The organism is Methanobrevibacter oralis (assembly GCF_001639275.1).
GTDB lineage: Archaea > Methanobacteriota > Methanobacteria > Methanobacteriales > Methanobacteriaceae > Methanocatella > Methanocatella oralis.
In genome coordinates this window covers 23,923-45,270 of record NZ_LWMU01000041.1, presented here as the reverse complement: position 1 = coordinate 45,270, position 21,348 = coordinate 23,923, and the positions used below count along the sequence as shown (strand labels likewise).

The window sequence follows — 21,348 nt, the reverse complement described above, 5'->3', positions numbered from 1 at the left end:
AATCGATGAATCAATTGCACATACGTGCAATCCTTTAAATAAAGGCATTTCATCTAATTTTGATCATAAATACTCGAAACTAAATCATCATTCATGTCATATATAAACTTGTGGATCTATGAATTGCATTTTTTTCCGAAACTGCTTGTTTACTAATTCTAACACCCCTATCTTTTGTTTTTGTTCTTAAAAAACGATTTATCTCCAAAGAAGTCGTTTTTTTTATGATTACATAAAGGAAATTTAATCACTGAAGATAAACTTAATTTTCCTTTCCGAGTAAATGCAACATCCACTTAATAAATATTTTCTGTTTACAAAATTATTAAAATTTCCTAATTTTCCACAAACTAAATTTTCAAAAACCATGACAGAACAACTCCTTAATCCAACTATAATCAGTTAAAATAAACTAATATTGTTAAATAAATATTTATAATTACTAATTAATAAAACTAACTATTAAAAATACTTAAAATTAGATATAAGTAAATTAAAAGTTTATATAAAAGAAACAAAAATATTAAACAAAAAATTTAAATAAAACAAGGCAAAAATTAAAAAAAATAAGATATTGAAAACCTTAGCTTGACAGCAATGAGATAACCTATTACTACAAATATAAAAATTAAACTAACAATAGATCCTATAAGTAGAATAGCACCATTTAAACTCCAATTTTGAAAAACAGAGTATAAATTTCCTAGTAAAACAATTATTCCAAAAATTAAAAATTTTTTATAATCTGAAATTGCATATCTAAAAGAATCTCCTAACATATCACTTATGTTCATAATTATCACCTTTTATTTAAAAGATGAATTTATATTTGATAAAAGGAGTATTTAAAAGTAATTAAATTGTTTTTTAAAAAAAATAATAAATGATGAATATTTATTCATCAACACCAAAGGATTTTTTAAGTAAATCAACATTTACAAATCCTTCTTTATAAATTTTACCAGTAGTTAAATCATTAATGACAACTTCTGCAGGAGCAAACATTCCTTTATCAATTTTATAGAAATCAAATTCAGCTTCTTTAAATACATCAAAGAACGGTTTTCCATACCCATCAGCTGCTGAAGATGGTAATTTAGATGCAACATCTGCAATATCATCATTTTCATCAGATTCTACATAATAATATGTTCTTCCACCAAATAAAACTGCATCATTGGTTTTACCCATTGCTTTTAACCCATCTGGATCAACAGGAGCAATAGGAGCAATACCTGCTGCATGTTTAACTTTTGTTACATCAAATTTAATAGCTTCTAACATTTTATAAGTTCCATTTTCAACAACTCTACCAGAAATTTGAATAGAACCAACAAGAGATGAAGTAGGAGCTACAAGTAAATAAACATTTTTAACATCAACATTACACTCATCAGCAATGTATTTAGCAACATCATCACCAGGCAATACATCAGCTTCTAAAGTTAAAATAGCTAAATCAGCTTCACTATCTTCATAATTAATTTCTTCATAAGTTTCAGCTGGTTTTTTAGCAATAGCTCTTGCAGGACCTGAACCTAAAGCAAAGAAATCTCCAACAGATACAGACCAGCCTGCTTTTTGAGAACCTAAAGTAGAAATAGAAGGAGAATCAGTTTTAATTTTTACAGAAGGTAGAGCGAATTTTTCAGATAAATCACCAGGAATTGAAATTCCAACATCAGCAAGACCACCAAGACAAACTTTGGTATAAAGTTCACCTGCTTTAAAACTTCCATCTACATTAACACCACAATCAAGAACAGTAGCGCCATTATCTAATGTTACAATTTCAATGTTTAATTCATCTGCTTTTTCAATCATTACATCTACGGTTTTTTTAGCTTCTAAGTTTACACTTACCATAGTTTAACCTCATAAAATATTAACTTAAACATTAAGTTATTAGGTAAAATTTTATTATTATTATTATTTATATTTGCCTAAATAGATTTGAGATTGTAAATTTATTAGTTCTTGTTTTTGTTTTTAATCAGAACCATTTTTTATGAGCTATCTGCTAAACATTGTTTTCAATATTCTAAATTAACTACTTATAACATAGTATTTGAAATTTATATCCTCTTAATCATTATAATAAAATTTACATGTATTTTAAGCGATGAATTGACAAAAAAGAACTTTATTAAACTTAACTAATTCAATAATTATTGATAATTAGAAAATTATGACTAGACCTAATACAACACTAGAAGATGCTAAAAAATGGTCAGAGCCACATGAAAAAGTAGTGTATTTAGCTAGGAATTTAACAATGCAGAATTATTCTTAAAAAATATATAAGTGGGTTGGAGTAAGTACATTAGATCATATTTTGCGAGTACAACTTCCAGTCATTATGATTTGGCAATAAAAAGGCCAAAAGCACATATAAAAAATTGTAAAAAATAAATTAAATTTAAATTTTGTTTAGCAAATTTTAAAATTCAATAACTCATTAGAATTAATCTTTATTAATTAAAAATTCAATCTCTTCATGAACATAAGGATAATCATTAACATCTGTTAAAAAATGAATTTGATCACCATATTTTATTTTTAAATCATCACGAGCAATAATATAACTACCATCCCTAATTATGGATACTACAATAGCATTTTTTGGAAAAGGTATATTATGAATTTCTTGATTAATAAAATCACAATCAAGAGGAACTACATATTCTGATAAAACATGTTTTGAAGGTTGTCTTACAAATTCCTGATTTTCTTTTATTAACAATCTTTCGAATAAAGTTTCATAAATCGGTTCATTATTAAGTAATGTAGGAATAACATAAGCTATAAGACACACAATAATCATAGCTACAAGAGATTCAGTAGATCCTGACATTTCAGATAAAAGCACAATACCTGTAATTGGAGATCTAACAGTAGCAGTGAAAAATCCCGCCATTGAAATAATGATAAATTTATAAATCAAATCATTTTCAAGACCTAATGCTGGTATTGCAACTGCTCCAAAAATAGCTCCAATATAGGCTCCAATGACTAATATTGGTAAAAATATACCTCCTGGAGCACCAGATGAAAATGAAAATAATGAAAACAAATATTTTGCAATGAATAAAACTAATAAAACTCCTAAAGATGGAACAGCTATTGTAAGTATATCCATCATAAAGTGTCCACCATCAAGAACCTCCGGAATATAAAGTGCAACAACACCGGAAACCAAAAACACTATTATAAATTTTATTTCTAATGGAAATTCAGGTATTTTATTCCATAAATCACTTGATTTTATCATGCCTACATTGTATAAATAACCAAGTAAACCGATAATAGTTCCTAAAATAAGCAATAACCAGTAATCTCCAAGAGGAATATTCAATACAGGAAAATTTAATATTGTAGATTGTCCAAAAATAACTTTTGAAATAAAATCAGAAACAATAGCTGCAATTAAAGCTATAAAAATTAATGTTTTATCAAATCCATGATTAATTTCTTCAAGAATAAAAACAACACCAGCCAAAGGTGCATTAAATGCAGCTGTAATACCTACTGCAGAACCTACTAAAATTAATCTAATCTCATCGGTTTTAGAACCGTTAAAGAGTTTTGAAATTCCTTTACCAGCCATTCCTCCTACTTGAACAGATGGACCCTCAGGACCTAATGATAAACCACCTAAAACAGTCACAACACCTTCAACAATCTTAGCAAATAATGACTTTTTCCAATTCACTTCCATATGACCTTTTACCTCAGCATAAATATGAGGAATACCACTACCTGCACTATTTGGTTCCCACTTAACCAGATATGCTAAAATTAAAGCTAAAACAATAAGTAAAGAAAACCACATAATAATGTAAAATATATTACTATTAATTAAAGGTAAAAAATCTCTTAAAATACTTTCAGAAGCTCCTAAAAGAAACCTGTAAAGACAAACCATTAATCCTGAAAATATTCCAACAAGAAGACCCTGAATTGATAGTTTAAAAAAATGACGGGGGTCTTTAACAATAGACCTCAATGTTTTTCGAAGATTCTCCATACTAATATATTAAATAATAGTTATTATTAAATTTTTTAATTTGAACTTCTCCAAGTGTTTCCGCAATTCGCACATCTTATAAAATTAGTTGGAGCTTCATCAGCAGATCTGGTTTGTACAGTCCACCAATAACCTTTAGTTCCACCACATTTATAACAAGTTATTTTAGTAGTAGGCAATGTAACATTCTTATTATCAGTAACAATAACTTCAACTTGAGAATTTTTCTCTGCTTCAAAATTATACTGTTCTTCAAGTTCATCATTTGAAAGAGATTTCTCAAAACCACATTTACATTTAATATTTCCATCTTTAGGTATTAACATTGCTCCACATTTAGGACAAAATTCCATGAAAAATTACACCATTAAAAATTGATAGCTATTATATTTATTAGATATCATTAAATAAGTTTATCATTTTCATTACCATAATAATCAAAACACAAAAATATTCAATTCAAACAATCATAAAATAAATCATAACTACATATATACTTGTATTTTCAAATATAAATAGACTTTAACAACTTAAATTAAGAATAATAAATAATCATTCAAAATCCATATGAATTTAACTAATTAAATTAAAAAAAGAAGCGAAATTTACATGAAAAAAATAATAAAATATAAAAATGAAGACTATTTAAAAAATAATGGAAAAACAGGAGAAAAAATGAACATTAATTAAAACTAAATAATTTCTGCCAACACTCAGATTTTTGAAAAACATCAAAAAATTAATTTTGACGGACACCATCCAGCATTAAAAAAAAGGTTTATTTATCTATTACATTAATTGAGTTTTCCTTTTTAAATTGAGTATCAAAAGTAAGTAAATCAAATATATTATTTTCTTTCATAGTGGTAATTATACCAGAATCTGTAAAGCTTAATTTACCATTATGTTTATTAAATAAGTCCATTGTTTTAGCATTATAATTTACTATATTGTATTCATTTAAAATTTTGAAATTGTCAATAATGATATAATAAACTTCTTGGCTTATTTTTAGGCTTTTGGTTTTATTGTAACTTACTGTAATACATTCGTTTAGAATACCATTATTTATATGGCAGGGGTTATTTAAAATAATGTCTTCTAAATGTTCGGTTTTAATATGATGATTATCAGTAGCTATAGCATAAGCTATAATAAATGAAGTGTCTAAAAAGTAAGGTTTACTCATTGTATAACTCCCTTTTTAATTGCACACTATCTGTATTATGGTCTAATTTTATTAAACCTTTTAGTTCTTTGAGTTTTCTCCTTCGTCTAAAGTTTAGCTCTGGTTTGCCTTTTTCATTTATACTCCATTCAATTATAGTATTATTATTTACTTGAAAGTTTTTTCTTATTTCTTTTGGTATTGTTGTCTGGTAATTTATTTGTACTTTACTTGTTGCTAATATATTAACCATTATTTTAGTCCCCCAGTTTATAGTATATACTATGTTTTATATTTATAGGAACATATAAAATTATCGGATATTTATACATATAGTAATTTTTTATAAATTATATAATTTCAGATTAATATACAGTTATAAATTTATTGTATAGTATATGTTTATAGTTGGTTTTACTTTTGGTTTAAAATTAAGAAGGATACTTTTTTTGTAATCAATAATAATTTTACTTATGAAATAATGAAGTATGTTTTACGTTATAGTAGTTGACATGGGAAATTATAAAATTTATAGGAATTTTCCAACCCACTTTTTCCAGTAACTTTTATTGTTGATTACTTCTTTAAATTCATTTTTAAAGATTAATTTTAGTTCTTTCATGTTTGTAATGAATTTTCGAGAAATTTTTGATTTTATTGTTCTCCATACTATGCTCTATTGGATTATATTTTGGAGAATATGGAGGTAAATATATTAAATCCATATTTAAAATATTACATAGTTTTGTGAAAAAAATCGCATGATGGACACTATAATAATGTATTTAATATTATTGCTAATTGGTTTTTCCATTATTAACTCATGTTGAAGTTTTTTTATCTGAAAATAATGTTAATAACATTGATTTTTGTTTTAAGATTTAATGGATTTTTTTTAAGTCTTTTATATTTGTTTATTAATTGTTTTGTTTTTATTTGATAGTTTTTTTAGAGTAGATATTATTATTATAGTAGTTTTCTTCTTGATTTATAGTTTTTAATATTTTTTTAGTGCTTAGTTCTTAATTATTGATTATTTTTTTTTAATTTTAATTTTAGTTCATTGTTTTTTATGTTTTCAATTGTGATGTTAATCATAAATTTCATCATTTCAAATGTTTTAGTATTATCTAAATAAGATAAAATTGATTTTCCGTTAATTGACTGCACACCAAGGGCATTAATGGATAATCTTTCTGTTGGTTGTTCCTTTATATTTTTTGTGCCTTTTTTATTATAACATCCTTGACTGTTGTCTTGATTTTGGCAATAAGTTTGATCTAAAAATACTAGTATAAAATTTTCTAAAATCTAGATGTCGTGTGTTTTTTTAACTGTTTTTCAGCATCTTTTGGCATTTTAGCATAAATTTGATAAGGTTTGGTGTATGTGTAGCCTAATTTTTTCATAATTCTTTCAATTTGGCGAATACTATATTTTACATCAAATAAAGTTTCTATTTCATGTTTTACTTCTTTTGCAGTATTTAAATTATTTTCTTGTATAGCTTTATCCAGTATCATGAATTGTTCTTCAGTTAGTTTAGATTGGCCTTTAGATCCTTCTTTTCTTTTTAATGATTCCATTCCTCCATTATTCCATTGTTTAATCCAATTATGTGCCGTACCTTGACTAATTCCATGTTTATTTATAATGTCTTTTATGGGTTCATCATGCAAAACATCTAAAATAACATATAATTTATTTAAAACTCTCGTATCATTTTCTAATTTTTTAATTTCAGTTTGTATATCTGAAATAATCTCTGGATACTCATCAATTAATTTTCGGCTTGATATAATACATATATTTACAAACCATAGCATTTATAATTTTCAGTGCCGAATGCTATATATGTAAGTTTTACATTTAATATAATTAACCATCAAAACAAACAATAAATTACAAAAAGAATTTCCTAATTTTAATCAATTATGCATAAGTTTTTATTAATCTAACAAATAACAACACAAAAAAAATACGGATAATTTAATTTATAATAAAAACTAATAATTAAATAATGAAAAGTATAGCTATTGGAGTTGGTGAAAACAAAGCTGTTTTAAAAGCAGTAGATATTTTTTTAGCTGAAAACTCAAATGTAGAAATAAAACTAATCGATAATGATGATGACATAGTTAAATCAATCCTAGATAATGAAATTGATGGAGTAGTTAGAGGTTCTCTTAAAGCATCTGGCGTGATGAAAAAGTTAAATAATGAATTCAAATTTATTTCAAGAGCAACATATGTTAATGGAGATGATTATGAATTTTTATTAGCACCTGTTGGAATTGATGAAGGAAAAACCTTAAATGACAAACTTAAAACCAGCATTATGTGTGGAAATTTCTTAAAAAAATTATCTAAAACTCCTAAAGTTGCAGTTCTCGCGGGTGGTAGAAAAGGGGATTATGGAAGAAGTGCTAAAATATCTAAATCAATAGATAATGCTTGGAAATTATGCGAATTAATTGAAAACAATACTGATTTTGAAGTTAAAAACTACTATATACTGGTTGAACAAGCTATAAAAGATAAATGTAATATTATTATAGCTCCTGATGGAATAATAGGAAACATTATATTTAGAACCTTAGTTTTACTAGATGATTGGCCAAGTAATGGAGCTATAACCTTTGGAATTAACAGTATTTACATTGATACCAGCCGCGACCAAAATACAACTGGTTATCTTAGAAGCTTAAAATTAGCTTACAAATTAGCTAATATTTAAAAATATAAAATTACAATATATTATATTAGTATATTTTAAAAAGGGATAATAATGGAAGAAAATATAATTTATAGAATATATGAATGGTTTATTTCTCGTAATTTAGACGAAGAGAAAATGCCAAAACATGTAGCTATAATTATGGATGGTAATAGGCGTTATTCTAAAATTCAAGGAAATATAGATGTTATTAAAGGCCATGAAATTGGAGTAGATACATTAGAAAAAGTTCTTGATTGGAGTATTGAACTTGGAATTGAAATTGTTACTGCTTATGCTTTTTCAACAGAAAATTTCAACAGACCTCAAAGGGAAGTTGAAGGGCTAATGAAATTATTTTTAGTTAATTTTAAAAGATTAGTCACCCATGAAAAAATTCATAAAAATGAAGTTAAAGTAAAAGTCGTGGGCAAACTTGATTTAATCCCAGATAATGTAAAAAAAGCTATACATGAAGCAGAGGAAGCTACTGCACATTATAATAAAAGATTATTAAATATAGCTATTGGTTATGATGGTCGTTTAGAAATTATCGATTCAATTAAAAAGATTATAAAAGAAGTTCAGGATGGAAAAATCACAATTGATGATGTTGATGAAGATTTAGTAAATAAAAATTTATACACAGCAGGACTTGCTGATCCAAACTTAATCATTAGAACTAGCGGTGAAGAACGTTTAAGTGGATTTTTACTTTGGCAGTCATCATATTCAGAGCTTTATTTTTGTGAAAGTTTATGGCCTGAACTTAGAAAAGTTGATTTTCTAAGAGCTATTAGATCTTATCAAGAAAGAGAGAGAAGATTTGGAGTCTAACTAATATGATAGATACTCATTGCCATATTGATTTTGAAGAATATGATGACGATAGAGACAAAGTAATTAAAAGAGCACGAGAAAAATTAGATGCTATTATTGTATCTGGAATCAGTCTTGAAAGCAATCATGATGTAATTAAACTTTCAGATAAACATGCTTCTTTTATTTATCCTTCTCTTGGTTTTCACCCAGTAAGTTCTCAAAATTGCAGTGATAGTGAATTAAAAGAATCTCAAAAGCATTTAATTGATAATATTAAAAATATTGTAGCTATTGGTGAAGTTGGAATGGATTTCTTTTATGTAAAAGACAAATCACTAAGAGAAAGGCAAAAAGAAATTTTTACAAAATTTATCGAAATAGCTAATGACTATAAAGTACCTTTACTTATGCATGTAAGAGATTGTGAAAAAAAAGCTTTAAATTTAGTCTTAAATTATGAAGATATTCCATATATTATTTTTCATTGCTATGGAGGTAGTTTAAAGACTGCTCGTAGGATTATGGAAAGAGATAATTATTATATGAGTTTTTCTACAATGCTTTGTTATTCCCAAAAACATCAGGACTTGATTAAAAATATATCTCTAGACCATGTTTTAACTGAAACTGATAGTCCCTATTTAGCTATGACAAAAGAAGAGAGAAATGAACCTGCAAATGTGGTTAATGCTTGTAAAAAAATAGCTGAAATTCAAAATATTGACTTAGATATTGTTGATAAAGTAACTACCAACAATGCTCGAAAAGTATTCAATATCTAAGTATAAAGTTTAAATTTAAAAAAGGATTGTTATTTTCCAATTCAGTAGAAATAACTATTTCAAAGTTATTTAAATCATTTTTTACTAATTTTAATAGATCATATTCAACATCATAAGCATTTAAATAAACAACAAAATCCGATTTATTAATTTGAACAGATCTTCTTGTAAATAGCTTAAATGCATAAAGATATAGTTCAACTCTTAATGATAAATCTTCTTTATCCCCAATACCATCTACAAAAAATTTAATCAAATCCTCTTGTAAAAGTTTACCTTCATCATCAACATCGGCTTTAAATTCTTCCATTTCTTTTAAATCTTTCATTAATTTTATCTTTTCTTCATCTGAATACATGATTTCATCCTTAATTATTAAATATTTTATTTATTAAAAATACTATTTAAACCCAACCTACATTAGCTGTTGTAAATACATAATGAGGTGAAAAAACAGGATTATACAATTTATTTGTAGATTTTGTAGAATTAAAACTTAAAGCAATTGATTTTCTTAGATTATAATTAATTCTATCCCCGATTAAATCTAATTCTTTTTTTGTATAACCATCCCTTGAAACTGCATAAACTTTAAACTGTATTTTATCCTTATCATAATTAGTATCGTGTCCTAATTGCTTAGAAGTAATATTAATAATATCAATTGAATAAGGTCTTAAAATTGCTAGTTTAGATTTTTCATATTCATTGTATGCGTTTTTTGGATAAATTGCACTTGAAGACAAATGAGAACCTTCAGCTACACCACTACGAGAAGCACTCATAGCTATTGATAATTCCTGATTATTAGCTACAAATACAATAGCTAAAATTATTACAACCATTAAAGAACCAACTAACAACAAGTATTCAGCGCTAATTTGACCATTAATCTCTTTAATCATATAATCACTATTTTTTCATCTTCTTTTTTAATCAAATAACTTTTACCACTATATAAAATATATTTTGAATCTAAATCTAAAAGATTCATAGGTGTTTCTCCTTTTTTATTATTATATTCAATAGTTAACTTTGATTTTTCAACAGTAATCTTATAATAACCTTCATAAGGAAGTTTTATACGCTTTGAATAACCATCACCATTTGAATTAACTTGACTTATTAAATTAGATAGATTATCTAAAATTAAACGATGATGAATATTATCTTCAATATTGATACTGGATTCAATTGTTGATTGTGCATAAAATAATAGCCCTAAAGCTATAACTAATATAATGAAAAAAGAAAATAAATATTCAAGAGAAATAAAACCTTTTTTATCCATAGTTTTTAATTATTTTAAAAATTAATAAACTTTGTTTAAATTAGAGAATAAAATTATCACATAATTATTAAATAGAATTAAGATATAAAAATTATATTATGACAGGAAAAGTTATTTTTATTGGTGCTGGTCCAGGAGACCCTGATTTAATAACAGTTAAAGGAAGAAAGGTTATTGAAAAAGCTGATGTAATTATTTATGCTGGTTCACTTGTTAATAAAGAAGTTTTAAATCCAAAAAAAGAAGATTGCAAAGTTTATAATAGTGCTTATCTTAATCTAGAAGAAACAAATGACATTATTACTAAAGCTGCTAATGAAGATAAATTAGTAGCTCGTGTCCATACAGGAGATCCTGCAATTTACGGAGCTATTGGTGAACAAATTAGAGAACTGAAGAAAAATAATATTGAATATAAAATTATTCCAGGAGTAAGTTCATTATTCGGAACGGCTAGTGTGCTTGAAGCTGAATTAACACTTCCAGAAATATCTCAAAGTGTTATTATTACAAGACCAGAAGGTAGAACTCCAAAAGCAAGATCTGAAAGTATAGCTAGTTTTTCTAAACACCATGCAACCATGTGCATATTCTTAGGAATTGGAATGATTGAAAAAGTTGTTGAAGAATTACTTGTTGGTTATAAAGAAACTACTCCAGTAGCAGTTGTGAAAAAAGCTACTTGGGAAGACCAACAAATAATTAGAGGAACACTTGCAGATATTGCAGATAAAGTGAAAGAAGCTAACATAACAAAAACTGCAATGATTGTAGTTGGAGATGTTTTAGAACCAGGCGATTTTAATGCATCTAAGTTATATGATAAAAGCTTTAAACATGAATACAGATGAGTTTTATATAAACCCATCACTATTTTTTATTTGTTGAAATCCTACTCTAAAATTTTTATTATCAATAAAAGTAGAAGATAATAAAAAAGTAGAACATTCAATTTATTATAAGCATTAAAAAACAAGTTAATATTTATCCTTAATATCATTCATAAGCTTAAGTTTTTTAAATGCAACATCTTTTGGAGCTCTTCTTAAACCACAATCAGGATCTAATAAAATATTATCTTTTCCTAAAAGCTCAACACCATTCGATATTAATTCACTGGTTTTATCAAAAGAATCTACTTCATTTAAAGAAGTATCTAAACAACCAAACCCAATTTTTTTATTGTTAACCAAAAAAAGATTATCTTTTAAAACATTGAAATTAACATCATTACCAGCAAATTCACAGTCTAAAATATCAACATTGAAATTAGCTAATTGTTCGAATACATTTTTTAAATTACCGCAAACATGCATAGCTAATGGAACTGTTAAATCCTCACCAACAATATCAATGGCTTTTTTAGCTATTTTTAAATCAACCATTCCTGTTGATAAAAAAGGTTCATCGATTTGAATATATTTAGGTTTAACTTTCTTATCAATAGCCATTACTTCTTCTTTTAAACTGTAAGCTAAATCAATGATTGCATCTTCTTTATTTTTATAAAAAGATTCAATACTTGAAGAATGGACAATAGTAGAAGGGCCTGTGATAATTCCCTTAATACCCTTTTCAGGAGGAATATTACCATTAAAATAATCCTTCATAACACCCTTAGCATATTTTAAATCATTAATGGATATTTCTTTTGTAGGTTTTCTTATTTTAGAAAAAATTACAGTATTTCCTTCTTCTAATTTCATTCCAGGAATATATCTTGTAAATGAGGATAACATGTCCCCACGTACTTGACCATCAGAAATAATATCCACTCCTGCATCAAGTTGAGCTATAACACATTCTTTTATAGCTTCCTTAAAAGGATCATATTTTCCAAACGAATTTAATAATTTATCTTTAAATGAAGATGGTTCTTTTTTTTCAGCAGGAAAACTACCTACAACAGTGGATATCATAATAATCTAATCAATTTTTAATTTTCTAATCTTGTTAATTTCTTCTTCATCAATAGGCAACTCAACAACAGAGGTTCCATGACAAGGTTTAGTGTATGGAATAAAAACAGTGTGTTTTTCATTGTCAATTCCAATCGGTATTGGTGGAATTCCAATTACTCTAACTCCTAATACTTCATCTCCCGGTTTGACATTAATGATTTCATCTGATTTAAATCTAATAATCATTGCACAATCCTTAAATCCTGCTCTTGCAGCATGAATTTCATAATTATCAGATTGTTGGAGATAAGTATCCAAACAAAAAGACATATTACTACAACTCCTTTAATACTTTATCTAATCTAACTTTGATTGGTGTTGGGTTATGGAATGCTCTTACAGCAACTACTTCTGCATCAGTATTTTGTGAAACCATGTCTGCATATTCTTCAACTAAATCTGCATCTCTTTCAAATACTAAGGCTATTGATTTTGTTTGTAAAATTTGAGAAAATGTTACAAAGTAAGAAGCTGCTGCATCTTTGTGAACAAAACCAACTAATAAATCATATTGGCCTTCTTCTAATTTACTTAGAGATTTGTCAATATCTATCATTTTATGAACATAATGTTTCTCTGGATCTGAAACTCTTACTAATTTAGTAGCAGCAGGATTTGCAGCGATTGTAACATCATAACCCATTTCAGTTAATTGATATGAAGCATAAACTGCTAATGGAGTTTGAGCTGGAGTTTCAGGACAGCCCAATAATAATAAAGCTTTCATAATAACTACTCCTTATGATCTTGTTTTTATTGTAACAACATTAGCTAATACCAACATTCCAAGGAATATGAATGTTAATAGAGCCATACCATTAATTGACCTATTAAATATAAATAAACCAATTAAAGCTTGGGCACAAAATGCAGATAATGCACCAGTTAATAAAACCTCTTTTCCCAAATATTTTTTATTATTTCTCTCTCTTTTTTCCCTATACATAGTTAAGACTTTAAAACCAATAATAATTGTTCCCAATACAAATATCATTAATCCAATAAGACCTAAATAACCAAAATCAAATCCATATCCTAAAATACCTGGAAGCATATAATCGATTGTATCTTTTTGGTTAACTAATATACCAAAGAACATTGGGAAAGGAAGACCAAATAATAAGATAAATTGCATTGGTAATGTAATATAACCTTCTGCAAATGCAGTTCCCTCTGCTCCCCAATAAGAGGCATTTCCACTATGTCCAATTAATTGTATATTATTTAATACAGTTTTAATACTGGAGATAGAATATTGCTCAATCCTACCTAATCTTAAAAGTGGAGAAAAAATAGTCATACCAGTTACTCTAGCTACAACTTCAAGAAGTACAAAACTAACACCAGCTAATCCTAAGAAAGTTAATATACGTTTACCAGTTAAGAAAGATTTTCCTCTGAATGATTTTGATATAATAAAATAACCAAGGAATAACCCTAAAATCCATAATAATAAAAAAGACCTGTGCATTAATCCACCAAATACTGTAATACCAGCAATGAATAATATTACAAATCTTCTAAGAGGTCTAACATCAACCCCCGATTCTTTCATCACTTTCAGCGAAGCAAGTGCAGTTACAGCACCTAAAAGTGCAAGTGGACCAAATGGGTGTGTAAACTCAGATTGACTTGCTGAAATAACAAGTAGTGCAATATCTGCTCCAAAAAGAAGGGTAAATCCTCCAATTAAGAACAAAGATAAAAATGTTACAACGCTTAATGATAAAGGAATCAAGTTAAGGCAAAATACTAAAGTAACAAATAATAGTATTGCAACTTCTACAATTAGTTGTAAATGATTTTGAGCAATTAATAACATATTCTAATCACAAATTTATCTTTATTTTTTAAATAATTAAAGTGGACTGACCGGGATTTGAACCCGGGGCCTCCGCCATGCCAAGGCGACGATCTACCATCTGAGCTACCAGCCCATAATAATCAAATATTTATAATAAATATTTAAACATTTTAATATAAATAACTATTTACCATTTCTTGCTAAATCGTAAACATTATTAATGATGATTTGGAATAAATCATCTGTTTTTACATCAATTTTTTCCTGAGGATTAACTATAAAATTTAATGCCTGTTCAATAACCTCATCAGAATCATTTGACCTATACATTAATCCTTTATTAATGTAATACTGGTCAACAGATAACGTTTCACCAGGATAACATGAAATAACAGGAGTTTGTAAAATAGAAGCTTCCCTATTCATTGTTCCTCCTGCTCCTATAACTAAATCAGCTTTTTTAATTATACTAGAAGTATCAACAGGCGGTTTTAAAATTGAAACATTCTCAATCCCTTCAAAAATCTCTGCTTGTTCTTTAAATCTTGGAAGAATAAGAATATTAGCATAGTTTTTTAACTCATCAACTATAGGAGATAAAACCGATTTATGACAATCTGCATCTAAGTAAGATGCAAGTGAAGGTTCAGGTCTCATCAAAATTGTTTTTGGATGTTTTAAATCTAAATTTAGATCATTGAAAATATTATCATTGTATTTAAAACTTTTAAAATGCATTAATTCAGAAGTACCTTCATAAGAAATAATAGTATTTGGATCTGCCCCAAATTTCATTAATTTCCAAATATCAATTATTTTAGGAGTTATAATCCGATCACACAATGGTAAAGTTAATTTATTTGCAGCTAAAGCATGTTCATTATCTAAAATATATAAACTTGGAATTCCTAATCCAAATGATATTCTAGGAAGTTCAATAGAATGTTTGCTAAGGGTAACATCTACTTTTTCATCATGAATAACATCAACTAAGTTATAAACTCTTGAAGTACTCTCTTTGAGTTTATCATACAAACTTACACCATGTTTTCCAACTGATATAAAGTCAATATCATATATTTCCATTAATTTATGAATATCTCCAAATTGTCTTGCTGTAACAATTACATCCTCTCCTTCAGCTTCAAAATATTTAATAACATCTTTAAAAAATCTTACATGAGGAGCATTTGAGATATCTATCCATATTTTCAATGAAACCACCGATTTATTTAAGCATTATTTTTCTTTTCTAAAATAGTTTTAATAATTTTATCTAGCCCAATTCCTTCTTTTAAACTAGATTGAATGACTTTAACATTCGGATTTAATTTTTTAGCATCATTTGCCATTTTTTCAGCATCTGCTCCTACTGCATCAGCTAAATCAATTTTGTTAATTACAACTAAATCTGAAGTTTGGAATATTAATGGGTGTTTTTCTACAGTATCATCACCTTCAGTAACACTTACAACAACAACCCTCATATGTGAACCTAATTCAAAGTCAACAGGACAAATTAAATTACCTACATTTTCTACAATAAGAATGTCAATATCATCTAATGGTAAATCACCAATTCCATGACCTACTAAATGTGCATCTAAATGACATTCTTTACCAGTATTTAGCCCAACTACTGGAACATCATGTTTTTTAATACGTCCTGCATCGAATTTACTTATAATATCTCCTGCAATTACTCCAATCTTATCATCAGTATTATCAATGATATCTTCAATTAATGATGTTTTACCAGAACCAATAGCTCCTACAAAATCAACACAGAAAATTCCTTTTTCTTCAAGATTTTTTTTATTTTTTTCAGCTAATTTTTTATTAGCATCCATAATATTTTTTTGTACATCTACATCTGCAACCATATGCATAGTTATCCTCCACCTAATCATCATCTGGTTTTTCAATAACAATATTTTTAACAATGCAATCTTTACCATTTAAAATACTTATTTTTTGACTATCACACTCAGGACATTTAACTAAAGGAGCATAATGATCCTCATCATCAAGTATAGCATTTCCATGGAAATCACATTGCGAACATCTAATTTCAATGGGTATTTCTTCTATATTTATCTTAGCATCTTCCATTATCGTATTTTCAACTAAAACACTTAACATAAACTTTAGTTGTTCTGGATTAATCATAGCTAATCTGCCTATTTCAATGTAAACTTCATTGACTTCCATTGCTTTATTATTTTCAGCAGTTTGTAAAACTGCATCAATTATTCCTTGAGCCATTGATAATTCATGCATTATTTTTTCTCCCTTTTATAGAAAAATATTATTATTAATATATTAGATATTGTTTAGCTATATTATAAACCTTTTTAAAAATAGATATTACTGCTAATAAGTAAAATAATACTTTTTTTAACATCTTTTAATAAATAACTTGAATTTACATTGAAAGCATATTGTTGATTTTAGCAACATTTATATATTTATTAGTATTAAATAATCATCATAGGAGAGTGATAAATATGCCATTAAATTCAAAATTCGGTTTTGGTTGTATGAGACTACCATTAACAGATGAAAACAATCCAACATCAATTAATCAAGAGTTATTTAACCAAATGATAGATTATTACATGAAAAAAGGATATAATTTCTTTGATACATCATACGCATATCATAATGGACAATCTGAAATAGCTTTAAGAAAAGGCCTAGTTGAGAGATACCCAAGAGAATCATTTGAAATAGCCGATAAAATGCCAACTTGGCTTTTAGAAAAAGAGGAAGATAACAACAAATACTTCAATGAAATGCTTGAACGACTTGGAATTGATTATTTTGATAAATTCCATGTTCACAATATTAATGTACCATTTCTTAAAAAAGCTAAAAAATCAAAAGCATTCGAATTTGTTAAAAAAATGAAAAAAGAAGAAAAAATAAAGCAAATTGGTTTTAGTTTCCATGATAGTGCAGAATTATTAAAAGAAGTTTTAGATGAATATGGAGAAGGTCTTGATTTTGTACAATTAGAACTCAATTATATGGACTGGGAAGATCCTGTAATTGAAGCTAAAAACTGTTATGATCTTTGTGTTAAACACGATTTAGATGTATATGTGATGGAACCTTTAAAAGGAGGAACAATAGTAAATACATCTGATGAAATTAAAAATGAATTTAAAAATTTTAATCCTAATAAAAGCATCGCTAGTTTTGCTTTAAGATTTTGTGCATCGCTAGAACATGTGAAAATTGTTTTAAGTGGCATGAGCAATATGGACGACTTAATTGATAATTGTAAAACTTATGAAAACTTTGAAGATTTAAATGATGAAGAAAAAGAATTTTTATCTAATATTGCTTTAAAATTAAGAAATACTCTTGCAGTACCATGTAGTGAGTGTAATTACTGTGTTGATTATTGTCCTGAAATGATTCCAATACCTGAATACTTTAAAATCTATAATTTATCTAAACAAAGTCCAAGTAATATATACACATTATTTTTTGCTAAATTAGAACATGAAAAAGTACCAACAGACGAATGCACATATTGTGGAAGTTGTATTGATTATTGTACTCAAAAAATTGACATTCCAGAAATGCTTGAAAAAGCTCGTGAAGAATTATCAGATGGTTTTAATCCTTATGATTAATACATGTTAATCTCTCTTTTTTGCTTAAAATTTTAAAAATTATACAAATTATCTTTAAAAATTAAACGAAATAACAATAAATAACATGAAGAAATACTTTAAATAGAAAATAAATAAAATATATTATTTAATTTACATTTTTTAAAAAAAAAACAGATGATAACAGTGATTAATTTGAAGCAAAGAGAAATAAAGGCTTATTAGTATATTTAACCATCTATTTTAAGCATTAGCTTAATTTAAATTTTAATTTGCGAACATGATCATTATTTTTACTTATTTTTGATGCTTTTCTATAATAATCAATAGCTTTTGGAAATACATGACTATCATTATAAATTAGTCCTATTAATGCCAATACATCAACATTTTTATTATCAAAACTGTTAATTTCTTCTAAAATATCTAAAGAAGAACTTAAATCTCCTTGTTCATATAAATCATATGCTTCTTCAAATAAAACATCAACATCGTCTAAAGAATCTATTGAAATTTTTTTAATATCATTTTTATTATTTAAAAGAGAGTCTAATTCAATAGCTATTTTATTGGTTGAATCGACTTTTAGTGCTTTTTTTAAGAAAAATTTAGCTACATCATCTTGTTTTTGCACGTGTAATATTTTACCCATTAAAGCTAGTGCATTTGGATTTTTTTTATCAATGTCTAGAATATTATGGAGCATTTCTTTTGATGAATCATATTTTTCATTTGTAAATAAATTTTGTGCTTCATTAAAAAGTTCATCAGCAACAGATGATTCTTCTTCAATTTTTACATTAGACACATCTATAACTTCACTTTTCACATCTTCACTAACTAAACTACACATATATTTTAAAATATACTTAGTAGCTTCTTTGTGAAGGGGTTTATTATCATTTCCACATTTCGGTGAATAAATACAAGATGGACAACCACTTTTGCATTTACAATTATCTAATAAATCATAAGTAGATTTTAGTAAATCAGTAAACACATCAACTGCTTTTTCAGTTATCCCAATACCACCTTCATAACCATCATAAATAAAAATTGTAGCTTCGCCTGTGTCATTATGATAATTTGTTGATAAACCTCCGATATCAAATCTATCACACATTACATGTAGTGGGAATAGTCCAATTAATGCGTGTTCTGCTCCATGAAGGCCTCCTTCAAATACTTCATCTTCATCTTCGTACAGTTCTTCTAAATAATCCTTAACAGTACTTGGAATTGTAAACCATAAGCCTTTAGTTCTAAATTTTAATGGAGGCAAATCCAAATCAAAAGTTCCAATTGTTTTTGAATAAGTTACTTTTTTATATTTATAATAATCTTCTTTAACAGTTAATTCGCCAAAATTAATTTCTAAATCACCATAATTGGTTTTAGATAACTTACGTTCAATATTAATTTCTGTTTTATTTAAAACAATAGTATGGTAATCAACGACCTGCGGAAATACATTTACATATCCACTATTAAAATTAATATTCTTTACAATATATGTTTCTCCTTGGTTTATTAAAACAGCCCCCTCATGAGCTTCCCTATACACTTGAGAGCGTTCCATTATCTCAAGAAGTTTTCCATTATTCATTACTTTGAATTCATCACCAGATAGTTGGTCTAAGGAATGATTCATTGCAGGATTATCATCATAAGGATATACAAAATCACCATTAGCATTTTGATATAACTCCTTTTGTGAAATTAATTTATCTATAATATCATAATCAACATTGAAATATTTAAAAGCCTCCTCTTCTTTTAAAATTAACTCATCAGCAGCACATAATAAATGAGCTTCTTGTAAAATTGAATTAGATAAATCAATAATTGCATTTTCATGAGGTTTATCAAAGAAAAAACTAGGATTATTCATAAAATATTGATCTAATTGATTTTCAAATGCGATTAAAATAGCTAATGACTTTTGATTACTTCTACCTGCCCGTCCACTTTGTTGCCAAGTAGAAATCATGGTTCCAGGATAGCCTGAAATTATAACGGCGCCAAGTGATCCGATATTAATACCTAGTTCTAGTGCATTTGTACATGTTACACCCAAATATTTTCCACTTTTAAGGCCTTCTTCAATCTCACGTCTTTCATGAGGTTGATATCCTGCTCTGTAAGATGTTATTCTATGAGCCAATTTTCCTTTAACTTTAGTCATGTCTTTTTTAGCCCACATAGCAATCAGTTCTGTGGTTTTTCTTGAAACCGTAAAACATAAAGTTTGAATATTTTTAAGCATTAAATATAAAAAAATATTCTCTGTTTCTATATGAACCGATGGAGCATCAAAATTATTAGATTTATTTCGCCTATAATTCTTAAATGGATTATATAAAATAAAGTCTTTTTCTCCACTTGGAGATGTATCATTATCCACTAAAACAAAATCCTCACCAGTTAACATATTAGCTAGTTCTAATGGATTAGCTAATGTAGCTGAAGATAAAATAAATTGAGGATAAGAACCATAAAAATTAGCTATTCTTTTAAGTCTTCTGATTAAAAAAGCTACATTTGAACCAAAAACTCCTTTATAATAATGTGATTCATCAATAACAATATATTTAAGATTTCTATAAAAGTCCTCCCATTGATGATGCCAGGATAAAATTAAATGAAGTTGATAAGGATTTGTAATAATAATTCTAGAATTTTCACGAATTTTACGCTTTTTAGACCTTGGAGTGTCACCATCATAGGTATTTGGATAAATATTAATATTTAAAGAATTTTCAAGTTTTTCTAGAACATGTAATTGATCATTAGCTAAAGCTTTAGCAGGATAAATATATAATGCAGTAGCTTTACTATCTTCAATCATAGTTTCCATAATTGGTAAATTAAAAGCTAAAGTTTTTCCAGAAGCAGTTGGAGTAGTTATAATGACGTTTTCATCATTTTGAATAGCTTCATATGTTTTAGCTTGATGTTGATATAATTTAACACTATTAGAGTCTAAGTAATAAATAATTTTTTCATTTAAATCATCTACTTTTTTAAAAGTGGCTTTTTTAGCAGGTATTGTCTCAACATGAGCAATTTTATCCCTATAACGAACATCATTTTTAAATATATCAATATTTGGTGAAGACATAGTAACAGCCAATTAATTATAAATAGTATTGGT

Annotated in this window: 22 protein-coding genes, 1 tRNA gene and 1 pseudogene; 5 read left to right on the top strand and 19 right to left on the bottom strand. The window is 26.8% G+C overall.

Features of this window, described 5'->3' with window-relative positions; genetic code table 11:
- Positions 1–557 precede the first annotated feature (557 nt).
- From MBORA_RS01160 to MBORA_RS01130, 7 genes are all read right to left on the bottom strand, one after another.
- On the bottom strand, positions 558–794 hold the full coding sequence (locus tag MBORA_RS01160) for a hypothetical protein (RefSeq protein ID WP_063720114.1): 237 nt from the start codon (positions 792–794) through the stop codon (positions 558–560).
- A 100-nt stretch (positions 795–894) separates the two neighbouring features.
- On the bottom strand, positions 895–1,866 hold the full coding sequence (mch, locus tag MBORA_RS01155; protein WP_042692574.1) for a methenyltetrahydromethanopterin cyclohydrolase: 972 nt from the start codon (positions 1,864–1,866) through the stop codon (positions 895–897).
- Between the two features lie 598 nt (positions 1,867–2,464).
- Positions 2,465–4,027 carry a ClC family H(+)/Cl(-) exchange transporter gene (locus MBORA_RS01150; protein WP_042692577.1) on the bottom strand — a complete coding sequence of 521 codons (1,563 nt, stop codon included), beginning with the start codon at positions 4,025–4,027 and terminating at the stop codon, positions 2,465–2,467.
- 35 nt (positions 4,028–4,062) lie between these two features.
- The gene (locus MBORA_RS01145; protein WP_042692579.1) at positions 4,063–4,380 is read right to left on the bottom strand and encodes a transcription factor S; all 318 of its coding nucleotides are present in this window, start codon (positions 4,378–4,380) and stop codon (positions 4,063–4,065) included.
- A gap of 425 nt (positions 4,381–4,805) precedes the next feature.
- Positions 4,806–5,216: a type II toxin-antitoxin system VapC family toxin gene (locus tag MBORA_RS01140; RefSeq protein WP_042692580.1), complete on the bottom strand. Its 411-nt coding sequence runs from the start codon at positions 5,214–5,216 to the stop codon at positions 4,806–4,808.
- On the bottom strand, positions 5,209–5,448 hold the full coding sequence (locus MBORA_RS01135) for an AbrB/MazE/SpoVT family DNA-binding domain-containing protein (protein WP_042692582.1): 240 nt from the start codon (positions 5,446–5,448) through the stop codon (positions 5,209–5,211). Before MBORA_RS01135 ends, MBORA_RS01140 begins: the two co-directional genes overlap by 8 nt.
- 1,051 nt (positions 5,449–6,499) lie before the next feature.
- Positions 6,500–7,021 carry a helix-turn-helix domain-containing protein gene (locus MBORA_RS01130; RefSeq protein ID WP_052331786.1) on the bottom strand — a complete coding sequence of 174 codons (522 nt, stop codon included), beginning with the start codon at positions 7,019–7,021 and terminating at the stop codon, positions 6,500–6,502.
- A gap of 194 nt (positions 7,022–7,215) precedes the next feature.
- Between MBORA_RS01130 and mtxX the strand changes: the two genes are divergently transcribed.
- The 3 genes from mtxX to MBORA_RS01115 are packed head-to-tail and all read left to right on the top strand — an operon-like array spanning position 7,216 to position 9,515.
- Complete coding sequence (gene mtxX, locus MBORA_RS01125) at positions 7,216–7,932, top strand: methanogenesis marker protein Mmp4/MtxX (RefSeq protein WP_042692585.1); 717 nt, start codon at positions 7,216–7,218, stop codon at positions 7,930–7,932.
- Positions 7,933–7,983: 51 nt separating this feature from the next.
- The gene (gene uppS, locus MBORA_RS01120) at positions 7,984–8,748 is read left to right on the top strand and encodes a polyprenyl diphosphate synthase (RefSeq protein ID WP_042692589.1); all 765 of its coding nucleotides are present in this window, start codon (positions 7,984–7,986) and stop codon (positions 8,746–8,748) included.
- 5 nt (positions 8,749–8,753) lie between these two features.
- Positions 8,754–9,515: a TatD family hydrolase gene (locus MBORA_RS01115; protein WP_042692591.1), complete on the top strand. Its 762-nt coding sequence runs from the start codon at positions 8,754–8,756 to the stop codon at positions 9,513–9,515.
- Here MBORA_RS01115 and MBORA_RS10935 read toward each other — a convergent pair.
- From MBORA_RS10935 to MBORA_RS01100, 3 genes are read right to left on the bottom strand one after another with little or no spacing between them, the layout of a single operon-like run.
- On the bottom strand, positions 9,505–9,873 hold the full coding sequence (locus MBORA_RS10935) for a hypothetical protein (RefSeq protein ID WP_042692593.1): 369 nt from the start codon (positions 9,871–9,873) through the stop codon (positions 9,505–9,507). The genes MBORA_RS01115 and MBORA_RS10935 overlap by 11 nt on opposite strands.
- 46 nt (positions 9,874–9,919) lie before the next feature.
- Positions 9,920–10,420 carry a hypothetical protein gene (locus tag MBORA_RS01105; protein ID WP_231475798.1) on the bottom strand — a complete coding sequence of 167 codons (501 nt, stop codon included), beginning with the start codon at positions 10,418–10,420 and terminating at the stop codon, positions 9,920–9,922.
- A complete protein-coding gene (locus tag MBORA_RS01100) occupies positions 10,417–10,806 on the bottom strand; it encodes a hypothetical protein (RefSeq protein ID WP_042692596.1) in 390 nt (129 codons plus the stop codon). Before MBORA_RS01100 ends, MBORA_RS01105 begins: the two co-directional genes overlap by 4 nt.
- A 98-nt stretch (positions 10,807–10,904) precedes the next feature.
- Between MBORA_RS01100 and cobM the strand changes: the two genes are divergently transcribed.
- On the top strand, positions 10,905–11,657 hold the full coding sequence (gene cobM / locus MBORA_RS01095; protein WP_042692599.1) for a precorrin-4 C(11)-methyltransferase: 753 nt from the start codon (positions 10,905–10,907) through the stop codon (positions 11,655–11,657).
- Positions 11,658–11,783: 126 nt separating this feature from the next.
- Here the strand turns inward: cobM and MBORA_RS01090 are convergent, their stop codons facing one another.
- The 8 genes from MBORA_RS01090 to hypA form a co-directional block, all read right to left on the bottom strand.
- Entirely contained in the window at positions 11,784–12,725 is a 942-nt protein-coding gene (locus MBORA_RS01090; protein WP_063720113.1) for a methionine synthase, read from the bottom strand.
- A 6-nt stretch (positions 12,726–12,731) separates the two neighbouring features.
- Positions 12,732–13,037, bottom strand: coding sequence for a DUF1894 domain-containing protein (locus MBORA_RS01085; protein WP_042692601.1), 306 nt, complete (start codon positions 13,035–13,037; stop codon positions 12,732–12,734).
- Positions 13,038–13,041: 4 nt separating this feature from the next.
- Entirely contained in the window at positions 13,042–13,494 is a 453-nt protein-coding gene (locus tag MBORA_RS01080) for a DUF1890 domain-containing protein (protein WP_042692604.1), read from the bottom strand.
- A 12-nt stretch (positions 13,495–13,506) separates the two neighbouring features.
- Positions 13,507–14,589 carry a hypothetical protein gene (locus tag MBORA_RS01075; RefSeq protein WP_042692607.1) on the bottom strand — a complete coding sequence of 361 codons (1,083 nt, stop codon included), beginning with the start codon at positions 14,587–14,589 and terminating at the stop codon, positions 13,507–13,509.
- Positions 14,590–14,631: 42 nt separating this feature from the next.
- Positions 14,632–14,704: transfer RNA gene (locus MBORA_RS01070), tRNA-Ala, on the bottom strand.
- A gap of 50 nt (positions 14,705–14,754) precedes the next feature.
- Positions 14,755–15,795: a DUF354 domain-containing protein gene (locus MBORA_RS01065; RefSeq protein WP_042692609.1), complete on the bottom strand. Its 1,041-nt coding sequence runs from the start codon at positions 15,793–15,795 to the stop codon at positions 14,755–14,757.
- Between the two features lie 8 nt (positions 15,796–15,803).
- The gene (gene hypB / locus MBORA_RS01060) at positions 15,804–16,460 is read right to left on the bottom strand and encodes a hydrogenase nickel incorporation protein HypB (protein ID WP_063720112.1); all 657 of its coding nucleotides are present in this window, start codon (positions 16,458–16,460) and stop codon (positions 15,804–15,806) included.
- 13 nt (positions 16,461–16,473) lie between these two features.
- Entirely contained in the window at positions 16,474–16,851 is a 378-nt protein-coding gene (gene hypA / locus MBORA_RS01055; RefSeq protein ID WP_042692613.1) for a hydrogenase maturation nickel metallochaperone HypA, read from the bottom strand.
- A 227-nt stretch (positions 16,852–17,078) separates the two neighbouring features.
- On the opposite strand from hypA, the gene MBORA_RS01050 reads away from it, so the two are divergent.
- Positions 17,079–18,215 carry an aldo/keto reductase gene (locus tag MBORA_RS01050; RefSeq protein ID WP_042692616.1) on the top strand — a complete coding sequence of 379 codons (1,137 nt, stop codon included), beginning with the start codon at positions 17,079–17,081 and terminating at the stop codon, positions 18,213–18,215.
- Positions 18,216–19,029: 814 nt separating this feature from the next.
- Here MBORA_RS01050 and MBORA_RS01045 read toward each other — a convergent pair.
- Positions 19,030–21,315, bottom strand: a pseudogene (locus tag MBORA_RS01045) (DEAD/DEAH box helicase); the annotation flags it as partial.
- Positions 21,316–21,348 lie beyond the last annotated feature (33 nt).